At 37.3% G+C, this 11,586-nt stretch carries 12 protein-coding genes; 8 read left to right on the forward strand and 4 right to left on the reverse strand.

Annotated elements, in window-relative coordinates:
* Positions 1-126 precede the first annotated feature (126 nt).
* The 6 genes from clcA (at position 127) to AC0L3W_RS01130 (ending at position 6,360) form a co-directional block, all read left to right on the forward strand.
* On the forward strand, positions 127-1,566 hold the full coding sequence (gene clcA, locus AC0L3W_RS01105) for a H(+)/Cl(-) exchange transporter ClcA (RefSeq protein ID WP_290039898.1): 1,440 nt from the start codon (positions 127-129) through the stop codon (positions 1,564-1,566).
* Positions 1,563-2,273: a DUF6776 family protein gene (locus AC0L3W_RS01110; protein WP_409439870.1), complete on the forward strand. Its 711-nt coding sequence runs from the start codon at positions 1,563-1,565 to the stop codon at positions 2,271-2,273. The genes clcA and AC0L3W_RS01110 overlap by 4 nt, the downstream gene beginning before the upstream one ends.
* 105 nt (positions 2,274-2,378) lie before the next feature.
* The gene (gene erpA / locus AC0L3W_RS01115) at positions 2,379-2,729 is read left to right on the forward strand and encodes an iron-sulfur cluster insertion protein ErpA (RefSeq protein WP_290039896.1); all 351 of its coding nucleotides are present in this window, start codon (positions 2,379-2,381) and stop codon (positions 2,727-2,729) included.
* 338 nt (positions 2,730-3,067) lie between these two features.
* Positions 3,068-3,694, forward strand: coding sequence for a trimeric intracellular cation channel family protein (locus tag AC0L3W_RS01120; protein ID WP_290039895.1), 627 nt, complete (start codon positions 3,068-3,070; stop codon positions 3,692-3,694).
* A gap of 291 nt (positions 3,695-3,985) precedes the next feature.
* Positions 3,986-5,320, forward strand: coding sequence for an amino-acid N-acetyltransferase (gene argA / locus AC0L3W_RS01125; protein ID WP_290039894.1), 1,335 nt, complete (start codon positions 3,986-3,988; stop codon positions 5,318-5,320).
* On the forward strand, positions 5,317-6,360 hold the full coding sequence (locus tag AC0L3W_RS01130) for a TAXI family TRAP transporter solute-binding subunit (protein ID WP_409439869.1): 1,044 nt from the start codon (positions 5,317-5,319) through the stop codon (positions 6,358-6,360). Before argA ends, AC0L3W_RS01130 begins: the two co-directional genes overlap by 4 nt.
* 88 nt (positions 6,361-6,448) lie before the next feature.
* Here the strand turns inward: AC0L3W_RS01130 and fur are convergent, their stop codons facing one another.
* The 4 genes from fur to AC0L3W_RS01150 all read right to left on the reverse strand — a co-directional run bounded on the left by fur (position 6,449) and on the right by AC0L3W_RS01150 (position 9,122).
* On the reverse strand, positions 6,449-6,874 hold the full coding sequence (gene fur, locus AC0L3W_RS01135) for a ferric iron uptake transcriptional regulator (protein ID WP_290039892.1): 426 nt from the start codon (positions 6,872-6,874) through the stop codon (positions 6,449-6,451).
* 28 nt (positions 6,875-6,902) lie between these two features.
* Positions 6,903-7,430 (reverse strand): flavodoxin FldA, encoded by a 528-nt coding sequence (gene fldA, locus AC0L3W_RS01140; protein WP_290039891.1) that lies wholly within the window; start codon positions 7,428-7,430, stop codon positions 6,903-6,905.
* Positions 7,431-7,440: 10 nt separating this feature from the next.
* The gene (gene ybfE, locus AC0L3W_RS01145) at positions 7,441-7,719 is read right to left on the reverse strand and encodes a LexA regulated protein (RefSeq protein WP_113820484.1); all 279 of its coding nucleotides are present in this window, start codon (positions 7,717-7,719) and stop codon (positions 7,441-7,443) included.
* 617 nt (positions 7,720-8,336) lie between these two features.
* Positions 8,337-9,122: an alpha/beta fold hydrolase gene (locus AC0L3W_RS01150; RefSeq protein ID WP_409439868.1), complete on the reverse strand. Its 786-nt coding sequence runs from the start codon at positions 9,120-9,122 to the stop codon at positions 8,337-8,339.
* Between the two features lie 139 nt (positions 9,123-9,261).
* Here AC0L3W_RS01150 and AC0L3W_RS01155 point away from each other — a divergent pair, with 139 nt between their 5' ends.
* Positions 9,262-9,873: a replication initiation regulator SeqA gene (locus AC0L3W_RS01155; protein ID WP_290039889.1), complete on the forward strand. Its 612-nt coding sequence runs from the start codon at positions 9,262-9,264 to the stop codon at positions 9,871-9,873.
* A 29-nt stretch (positions 9,874-9,902) separates the two neighbouring features.
* Entirely contained in the window at positions 9,903-11,555 is a 1,653-nt protein-coding gene (gene pgm / locus AC0L3W_RS01160) for a phosphoglucomutase (alpha-D-glucose-1,6-bisphosphate-dependent) (RefSeq protein ID WP_290039888.1), read from the forward strand.
* Positions 11,556-11,586: the final 31 nt, after the last annotated feature.

Raw genomic sequence — 11,586 nt, forward strand, 5'->3', positions numbered from 1 at the left:
CAATGCTTTTTAACAGGGTTTCTTTGTAAAATCTTTGCTAACATATGAGAAATAAAGTCTATGAATGATTAATCTTTTATAATACTGGTTTTGTACCTCTTTTTTGCTTTAGGTTGTATCGCAATTATGAAAATAGCAGTGCCCTTAGTGTTTATTAATGGAATCAAAAATTTCATTGAGCGTTTTTTTACCCGTAAAAGTAGTGCGTTATTAATTTGGTTATCTGTTTTTATCGGGTTGCTTGCTGGTAGTGTCTCTGCTTTATTCGACCATGGTATTATTTTAGTGTCTGAAATGCGCTTAGATTTTATTCACCGTTATGGTGAAGGCGATATTCCACTATGGATAATTGCTATTCCTATCTCTTCCTTAATGGCTGCTACGGCTTTTTATATTACTCACCGTTTTGCTCCTGAAGCAGGTGGCAGTGGTATTCCTGAAATTGAAGGCGCGATGGAAGGAATGCGTCCAGTACGTTGGAAACGCGTTATCCCAGTTAAATTTATGGGCGGTTTACTGGCGTTAGGTAGTGGCATGGCATTAGGACGTGAGGGCCCATCGGTACAGCTTGGCGCTAATGTCGGTCGCATGATTTCGGATATTTTTAAAGTGAATAAAGTAGATGCTCAAGCGCTTCTTGCTGCCGGTGCGGCAGGTGGTTTAGCGGCTGCATTTAATGCACCACTTGCTGGCATTATGTTTGTTATTGAAGAGATGCGTTCGCAGTTTAATTACAGTTTAACCTCTACAAAAAGTGTATTTTTAAGTGCAGTAATGGCGACCATAGTGATGCGCCTATTCACAGACCAAGACGCCGTTGTTACTGTGACTCAATATTCTCACCCTGATTTACATACGCTTGGCTTTTACCTTATTTTGGGTTTCTGCTTTGGTGTGATTGGTATCTATTTTAATAAGATGATTCTAGCAACACAGGATATTTATCTCTCTATTCATAAAGGTCGTCGCTGGTATTTTGTTGGTATAGGTGCATTTCTTGGCGCTATCTTTGGCGCATTATCGATTGTTGCACCAGATGTCGCTTTTAGTGGTATTGAGTTAATTCCTCATGTGGAAGGTGGACACTTCTTAGCGGGAGGGTTGTTACTATTATTCTTAGTACGTACTTTTACCACATTAATTAGTTTTGGCTCGGGGGCACCTGGTGGTGTATTTGCTCCGACTCTCGCACTGGGTACATTATTTGGCATGTTATTTGGGGTTATAGCCCAAGCTTTATTTCCTGACTTAATTACTGAACCAGGTGCTTTTGCGATTGCGGGTATGGGCGGGTTATTTGCGGCCACTGTACGAGCACCGATCACTGGTATTTTATTGGTGATTGAGATGACTAGTAACTATGAAATGATTCTGCCATTGATTGTGACGTGTTTGGGCGCGACTATGGTTGCTCAGACGTTAGGTGGACGTCCTATCTATACACAATTATTAGAAAGAACTCTTAAACTAGCTATGCGTGCTAAACGTCAAGAAACCACTGATAAAGCGATGGATCGTATCTCTGGTAAATATACTAAACATGATAAGCAAGAAGAAAAGTCATGAAGCAATTTAAAATAAGCTTTTTAAAATGGTTAGTGATTAGCTTAATCTGTATCTATTTTGGCTTTATGGTGGGTAAATTTAAACAAGATATTCTTCAACATAAGGTGCAATCGTTAGCGTTGGATGTAGAAAGTTTAACATTGGAAAATACACAGTTAACAGAGCGCCTTAATTTAACCCAAGCAGAGTATCAATCTGAAAAGCAAGTTCATAAAGTGTTAGAAGAAGACAACTTAGCTCTTAACAATGCCTTAGATGCAAGTAACAACAAATTGTATTTTTATGAACAAGTGGTGGCACCTGAATTGTCAAAAGCAGGGCTTAATATTTACTCATTCGATGTTACCGCAGGCGAAGAGCAGGGGACATGGTTGTTTGAGCTTGTTTTAATGCAAGGGCAAAAAGGTCGTCATGATTTAAAGGGTAATGTTGAAATTACTTTTGCAAGTGCAGATGATAATAAAAAGGTGACTTTAAAAGAGCTTAAGAGTAGCTTTGAATCTAGCTTCAAATTTAAGTATTTCCAACATCTTAAAGGGAGTTTTACGCTACCTGAAGATGCTAATATTGATCAGGTTTTTATAGTGGCTGAAGCTGATGGGTCGAAATGGATCCACTCACAACGTATTGAGAAAATATATGATTGGAAAAACTTCATTGAAGATGGAGCAACCACTTTAGAAGAGCTAGCAACTCAATCGGAATAATTGATTGGGTCTATATCGAATCAAGATAAAATCTGCTAATACTTGAACAAATTAGTCAAGCATTAGATAATAGCGCTGGGCACATTAATAGGATTACAAAGTAACATGACAAGTGAAGTGGAAATGGCATTACCGATTTATTTCAGTGATAGTGCAGCAAATCGAGTGAAAGCATTGATTGCAGAAGAGAATAATCCTGACCTTAAGTTACGCGTTTATGTTACTGGTGGTGGTTGTTCTGGCTTTTCATATGGTTTTACCTTCGATGAAAAAACCAATGATGATGATACCTTAATTGAAAATTGTGGCGTTACTTTATCAGTTGACCCAATGAGTTTACAATATTTAGTGGGCGGCACTGTCGATTTTATCGATGGATTAGAAGGTTCTCGCTTTTTAGTAAACAACCCAAATGCAACTTCAACTTGTGGTTGTGGCTCATCATTCTCTATTTAATATAATTGTTCTGATTATTAGACTGGTGCTTACTTTATTCCCCCCTGTAAAGTAAGCATTGATTATCTACTCTACCTGCTTTAATTATATTGATTAACCTCCCTATTGTGCTTTTACTAATATTTATTGTTTTATTGCAACCTCTTAATCAGTCATTATTCTAGCTAAATATTTATCGATAAATACCATCATTTAGGTCAGCTATTAAAGTTATTTTCATGCACTAAATAGCATACTTATATTTAATATAATCACGACAAGTTATTTAGTGTGATTGATATTATATTTGTTATAACATGCGTAAAAATTTAATCATTGACCTAGGAATTAACAATCATATGCTAGAAAATTTCATTTATATTTCAGATTTAATCGGGGTGATAACCTGTGCTATTTCTGGTGTATTAGTGGCAACCAGACTAAGAATGGATCCTTTTGGTATTATTGTACTCGCTGGTGTGACAGGTATTGGTGGTGGAACGTTACGCGATATGATGATGGGGGCCACGCCTGTGTTTTGGATTGTTGATAATACTTATATCTATGTGATTATCTTAACCGCATTGTTGAGTGTGTTATGGTTACATCGCATTCACCGTTTTCCTGCGTATTTACTACCGATTTTTGATGCTTTTGGTTTAGCTATTTTTACCATTGTGGGGGCACAAAAAGCATTGATGTTAGGGTTCAGTGGGCCAGTTGCTATTGTCATGGGCTGTATCACTGGTGTGGTGGGCGGCATGATTCGGGATATTTTAAGCGGACAAATTCCTTTTGTATTACAGAAAGAGATCTATGCAACTGCATCCATTCTAGGGGCTGCTTTGTATGTGCTATGTGATTATATTGAGCTTGGGCCTATTTTCTCGATGGCCATTGCAATGCTAGGTACATTATCTTTAAGGTTGTGTGCTATTTATTATCATTTATCGTTACCTGTTTTTAGCAATGATAGAGAGGCATAAAGCAAAGGTTATACCAATTAGACTAATTAACTGATCTATTTTAGTTGTTAAAATAACTTATTTATTCGTTGTAATTTTCGTAAATAGAATAACTATTTAACTTAAATTACGCCTTGAACTCAGTCATTTTTCCTGCGCAAAATTTAGATCACTTACTTAATATAATTGGTATTGATATTTTCTCGTTTATTTAACATTCTTTAAACAATTGTTTTGCAAACATAAACTTCAAATTGATAAACTCTATCATCTAGTATGTATTATCAATTGTTGTGATCAATAGGTAGGGAAATGGAAGCAGTAACAAATTCAACACAACTGATTAATTGGTTTCGTAATTCAGCGCCATATATTAATGCGCATCGCCATAAAACCTTTGTATTAATGATCGGTGGTGAAGCCTTAGAAACAGATAATTTCCAATATATTATCAATGATATAGCACTTCTTAATAGCTTAGGCGTTAAGCTGGTATTAGTGCATGGTGTTCGCCCGCAAATTCAGAAACAGTTAGAGATGAATGGTCATAGTAGTGAATTCTATCAAGACGTGCGGATCACTGACGACCGAAGTTTAGCGTTAATTAAGCAAGCAATAGGGCGGGTACAGATAGAGTTGCAAGCCGGTTTGTCAATGGGATTGGTGAATTCTCCTATGCAAGGTGCTGCTATTCGTACAGTAATCAGTAATGTGGTGACGGCACAACCGATTGGTGTGAAAGACGGTATAGATTTATGTCATGCTGGAAAGGTCAGACGTATCGATGTTGAGGGATTACGTACTCAGCTTTCTTCTGGTGCTATTCCGATTATTTCTCCTATTGGTTACTCGGTTACTGGTGAAGTCTTTAATTTGTTAGCAGAAGAAGTTGCGACGCAGGTGGCGATTGCTTTAAAAGCTGACAAACTTATCGGTTTCTGCTCTAACCAAGGTGTGTTAGATGAACAAGGCAATGTGATTTCCGAGCTATTACCAGAACAAGCGCAAGAGCATATTGACAAAAACGAACAATTGTCAGGGCAGGCATCGGGCACGTTACGATTTTTACGCGCTGCCGTTGCTGCTTGCCAAGCAGACGTTACTCGTTGTCATTTAATTAGTTACCATCAAGATGGCGCTTTATTAAAAGAGCTCTTTACCCGTGATGGAACAGGCTCTCAAATAGTTAAAGAGAGTTATGAGCAAATCCGCCCAGCTACCATTGATGATATTGGTGGTTTATTGCAATTAATTGAACCACTTGAAAAGCAAGGCATATTGGTTAAACGTTCTCGTGAGCTATTAGAAAATGAGATTGAATCTTTCTTTATCGTTGAACGAGATGGGATGGTAATCGGCTGCGCTGCCTTGTATCCGTTTGCCGATGATAAAACTGGCGAATTAGCCTGTTTAGTGAGTCACCCTAAATACCGAAGAGCTGCACGTGCGGATAATCTAGTGGCTCATGTTGAACGTAAAGCTCGACAGTTAGGGTTAGAGTCTATTTTTGTATTAACCACACAAAGCATTCATTGGTTTAGAGAGCGTGGTTTTGTCTTCGCAGAAATAGAACACTTACCGAATGCAAAAAAAGAGATGTATAACTTAAAACGTAATTCTAAGGTACTAGTCAAAAAAATAATATGAACAATATAACTGCTAAGCAAAAGGGAATTTTCTCTAGTAATTTGGTGAACAGCAATCGCTTTTTGAAAGCGCTCGCTTTTCCAATTAATTTCTTTATTGTGGGGATCATGCTTTGTGTGTCATCTTCCAGTGCAGTGGCTCAAGATAAATATGTTTCAATAGGCACTGGTGGCATTAGTGGAGTGTATTACCCAACGGGTGGTGCAATCTGCTTTTTACTAAACCAAGTAAGAGGTCTCGATAATATCCATTGTGATATTAAAAGCACACCGGGGTCTATTTATAACTTAGAAGCATTAAAGCAAAAGCAAATAGATGTGGTGGTTGTACAGTCCGATTGGCAATTTCATGTTTATAACGGTAGTTCTTTATTTAAGAAAGAAGGCAAGTTCAGTGATCTACGTTCTCTTTTCTCCGTGCATTCAGAACCTTTTACCGTTTTAGCTCGAGAAGATGCAAATATTCAACGCTTTGAAGATCTTAAAGGTAAGCGGGTTAATATTGGTGCCGCTAACTCAGGGCAGCGCGCAACAATGGAAATGTTATTAGACCTTTACCATTGGCAAGCATCAGACTTTGAAGCATTAACTTCATTAACCCCTAGTGAGCAAGCTCAGGCGCTTTGTGATCAAAAAATCGACGCTATTGTATATGTGGTAGGCCATCCAAATAGCTCTATTAAAGAGGCGACTAGTGCGTGTAAAACGCAGTTAGTGAATATTACCGGTGAAAAAATATCAACGCTGATTGATACGCATCGTTATTATGAAAGTGCCAATATAGCTGCTGGTATGTATCGTGGTAGCCCAGATAAGACAGAAACCTTTGGTGTAGGGGCAACAATTGTGACTACTGCTAGTTTACCTGACCATATCGCTTATGAAATGGTTAAAGCTGTTTTTGAGCATCACCAAGAATTTATTCAATTGCATCCTTCCTTTAAAGGCTTAACTAAGCAGGAAATGGTTTCACAGTACTTGACTGCGCCATTACACCCTGGTGCATTGCGTTATTATAAGGAAGTTGGGTTAGTACCTTAAGGGGCTTTACCTACCTAATAAATTTAGGATATAAAAAAGCCTGTTATAAAACAGGCTTTCTATCAAGCGTTAGGCGTACAGTGCAAAACTACTTATGTTTACACTCATCATCAACTGGTTCACCGTAAAGGTATAAACTGTGGTTAGTTAATTTTATACCATATTTTTCAGCAATTAGCATTTGACGCTCTTCAATGATTGGATCATTAAATTCGATTACTTCACCACACTTAAGACACACAAGATGGTCATGGTGCTCTTTATGGGTTAGCTCAAAAACAGATTTTCCGCCTTCAAAATGGTGACGAGTAACAATGCCCGCATCATCAAATTGGTTTAATACACGGTATACTGTTGCTACACCTACTTCATCACCTTGATCTAGTAATTTTTTATACAGATCTTCTGCGCTTAAATGTTGATTTTCTGGCAATTGTAATAAGCTTAAAATCTTTAAACGTGGTGATGTTACTTTTAAACCTGCTTCTTTAAGGGCTAAATTTTCATTACTCATGTTGTATCCTAACTGCTGTCTGTGGAATTTAGTCGGCTAATTCTGCTAAGCACATTTCGTTATAAATTTGTTCAGACCAAGCTTTTACACGTGATGCTGTTAATTCAGGTTGACGGTCTTCATCAATCCCTAAACCAATAAAGTGGTTATCATCGACCATTGCTTTTGATGCTTCAAAGTCATAACTTTCTGATGGCCAATTACCTACAATAATAGCACCTTTACTTTCAACTATATCGCCTAATTGTCCCATTGCATCTAAAAAGTATTCTGCATAATCTTCTTGGTCACCACACCCAAAAATAGCGACTAACTTATCTGTAAAGTCGATATCTTCTAGATCTGGGAAGAAATCATCCCAATCACATTGAGCTTCGCCGTAGTACCAAGTAGGGATACCAAATAAAATAAGGCTGAATTCAGCAATATCTTCTTTACTGCTTTTGGCAATATCTTTTACTTCTACTAACTTGTTACCTAATTCTTTTTGTATCATTTTTGCAACAGCTTCAGTGTTACCTGTATCGCTACCAAAGAAAATACCTACGCTAGACATACTTTATACCTTAATTTATTTGATTTAACTGTGCGTGAAGTAGTTGATTAATTAACTCTGCACGACTTATTGATTGTGTATCCGATAGTGCATTCAGTTTATCAAATAATGCACTATCTACTTTTAATTCGATTCTTTTTAAACCGTTTTGTTTATCTCTTAACGTCTGTTTCTGCTTATTTATTTTTAGCTGAACTTGACGCGAATGAGGATTACTTTTAGGTCTGCCTCGGCGTACCTCGTTTGCAAATAGATCGCTAGTAATGCGATCAAATGATTCCTTTGCCATTATGTTACCTAACAATTCTTACTTAACTACACTTACCTAACAATACAATCATTGAATTATTTAACCAATGCCTGAATTAACCCACACAATTTCAATCATTGCTTTTGCAATAAAGCCAATACAACTCAAAATATCACTGTTTCAGCATCAACATAGGTTGCTCATTACTTGAATCCAGTATTGGTAAACTCAATTTGATCTGTTTATTGAGATTACCCTACAACCTGCTTTTACTGCTTTAAAAATGTATATGTGCCATACCTACCTAACTAGTACTGTGTTAAACAGTACTTAACATGAAATACAACCTAAGGTGATAACACCTTTTTGTTAATTGTAGTAGTTAGTTGGTTTTTGAGCTAACGACTTGCATGACAAGTGTTGAGGCAAACATTTTAGTTGTTTTTGAGTGATTAACTTTAGTTAATCCTCTAGTTAATCCTGATTAATGATATATTCATTATCAAGATTAGAAAGTCCATTTCGGTTTCTAGGCCACTATAAAGCCACCTAGAAAACTGAGTTTTTGACTTGCTTGAATTTTGCACCTCGAATGATAACGGGTATCGACATCAGATGCCATCTAAAATAGATAAATATGTTCTTAAAATGGTGATTTATTGAGCAAAAAAGTTAATCGCTAAGCGGTTAAAGGTTTTTGGTTTTTCAGCATGTAGCCAATGTCCTGTTGCATTAATCACTTTTAGTTTTGCATTCGGAAAGAGTTTTACGATTGCCGGTTGGCTAGCTTCTTCAATGTAATCTGACAACTCACCTTTAATGAATAAGGTAGGGTTTGAATAGATATTGCTTTGTTCAGGCCAATCTATGATTGAAGTGTAGTTGTTGTACAAATTTTCTAAGTCATAAACAAATTGAAAACCATCACTAGTGCGTTGGTAAGACTTCAATAAAAATTGTCTAATTTCAGGAGTATCAACATACTCTGCTAACACTTTATCTGCTTCAGATCTGCTTTGTACATTCGATGCTTTTACCGCTTTTAAACCTGCAAATACATCACTGTGTTTATTGGCATGTGGCAAAGGTGCAATATCAGCAACAATGAGGCGTTGAATACGTTGTGGCTTTGTTAATGCACAGCTCATGGCAATTTTACCACCCATTGAGTGGCCCAAAATTGAAAAATGCTCAACTTGTAAATGATCCGCGAGTTTAAAAATATCATCAGCCATTTCAGCATAACTCATTGACGCATTACGCTCACTTTGGCCATGATTTCGGACATCAACTAAGACCACGTCATAATCATTTTGTAACTCTTTTCCAAGGCTAGATAGGTTAGATAAACTACCAAATAAGCCATGAATTAAAAAAATAACTTGTTTTTTATCTGACGATTGGTCACGAGTAGATGGTTTTAATTGGTAATTTAGTAGCATAACGGCTCATTTTAAGTAAAAATAAATAAAGTGTTAAAGAATAACAAATTATGCATCAAAGCTGAACGCGTTTACAGTGTACTTATTACATAAATAGTAAGCACTTTGGTGGATAAATAAGTCATGTCATGGGGATATAATGAAGACGATTGAAATAGAAGATGATCTATATAAGCATATTTTAAACAATATTGAAGCTTTCGGCGAAACTCCCTCGCAAATTCTTCGTCGTTTATTGGCGCTACCTAAAGAAAACAATTTAGTTGAAATAGAGGCAAGCCCAATTCAGCCTCCTAAAGTCGAAACTGTCACGTCTGATTCAACATCTACTGAGAAAATAAGTACAGCAGAACAAGAGACGGATAACACCAAAGGTGTATTTGTACATAAAGGGGTTAGTGAATTATTTAATGATCCTACCTTCAAAGCTGAAACGGTGATCACTAATAAGTTTATGATGATGTTAACCACCATGTACTTTGAAAAAAAGGCAGAGTTTATTGAAGCTGCTGAAACAACTAAAGGGCGCACTCGAGCCTATCTAGGAACGCAACTTGAAGAGCTATTAAATTCGGATAATGAAGAAGAGTTAGCTCAGTTCAAAGCCAGCAAGCCTAGAGCCATTCCAAACACGCCATACTGGGTGATTACGAATGCGAATACAGGACGTAAACGTATTATTTTGACACAAATGATGGCATCAATGGGTTATCCACATCATTTGATCGGACGAATAAAAGAAGAAATTTAATTTATTCCAATAACAAATCTGAGGCACTTATGGCAATTCATCCACGCGCTGGTAAACCAGCACAAGCAAATGATTTAGTTAATATTCCAAAGTTAGTTTCTGCATATTATGTAAACCTACCGGACGTTGAAGTCCCAGAGCAACAAGTTGCTTTTGGTACTTCTGGCCATCGCGGTAGCTCATTTAAGTATGCATTTACCGAGTTACATATTCTCGCTATTACCCAAGCACTTGCTGAGTATCGTAAAGAGCAAGGTTACACTGGACCAATGTTTATTGGTAAGGATACGCATGCTTTGTCTGAGCCTGCATTTATATCTGCAGTACAAGTGCTAGTTGAAAATGGCATTAAAGTCGTTGTTCAACAAGGTGGAGGTTACACTCCAACGCCGGTTATTTCTCACGCAATCTTACAATATAATCAAGCTAACCCTGATTCATTGGCTGATGGTATTGTTATCACACCGTCACATAACCCACCGGAAGATGGCGGTTTTAAATATAATCCTCCAAATGGCGGCCCAGCTGACAGTGATGTTACTAAAATTATTCAAGATCGCGCAAATGAAATACTGAATGATAATTACGATGATATTTTACAAGCTGATTTTGATGAAGCAATGCAGTCAGATTTAGTTGAAGAGTATGATTATATTAAGCCTTATGTTGACGATTTAAAAAATGTTTTAGATTTAGAAGCCATTGCAAAATCGGGCATTACTATTGGTGTTGATACATTAGGTGGGTCAGGGGTGGCTTACTGGCCTGTTATTGCTGAAACCTATGGCATTAATATTGAAGTAGTAAATGATCGTGTTGATCCAACATTCTCATTCATGACATTAGATAAAGATGGCAAAATCCGTATGGATTGTTCATCACCTTATGCAATGGCTGGATTAATTGAGTTAAAAGATAAATTCGACGTCGCTGTCGCTAATGATCCTGATTATGACCGTCATGGTATTGTGACTAAATCTTCTGGCCTATTAAACCCAAATCATTACCTTGCGGTTGCTATTAATTACTTATTTACACACCGTAGTGAATGGTCTGACAAGGCGATTGTTGGTAAAACACTGGTTTCAAGTTCAATGATTGACCGTGTTGTTAACGATTTAGGTCGTGAAATGTCGGAAGTGCCGGTTGGTTTTAAATGGTTTGTTGATGGCTTATTTGATGGTAGCTTTGGGTTTGGCGGTGAAGAAAGTGCTGGCGCTTCTTTCTTACGTAAAGACGGTACTGTTTGGAGCACAGATAAAGACGGCATCATCTTAGCATTGTTAGCTGCTGAAATTATTGCGGTTACCAAGAAAGATCCTGGTGAACATTATGCTGAGTTTGTTGCTAAATTCGGCGCTCCTGTTTACCAGCGTTTTGATGCACCTGCATCACCTGAACAAAAGAAAGTATTAGCTAATCTAAGTCCTGATATGGTGGAAGCGGAAACTTTAGCGGGTGAAAAAATTACTGCTAAATTAACGCATGCTCCAGGTAACGGTGCAGCTATCGGTGGTTTAAAAGTCACCACTGAAAATGGTTGGTTTGCTGCACGTCCATCGGGCACTGAAAATATTTATAAAATTTATTCAGAGTCTTTCTTGGGCGAAGAGCATATTGCATTAATTCAAACAGAAGCACAGCAAATCGTCGCACAAGCGTTTGCAAAAGCAGGTTTATAAAAGTAAACGTGTATTCCATGAATTAAGTATC

It is taken from the genome of Psychromonas sp. KJ10-5, assembly GCF_055808325.1.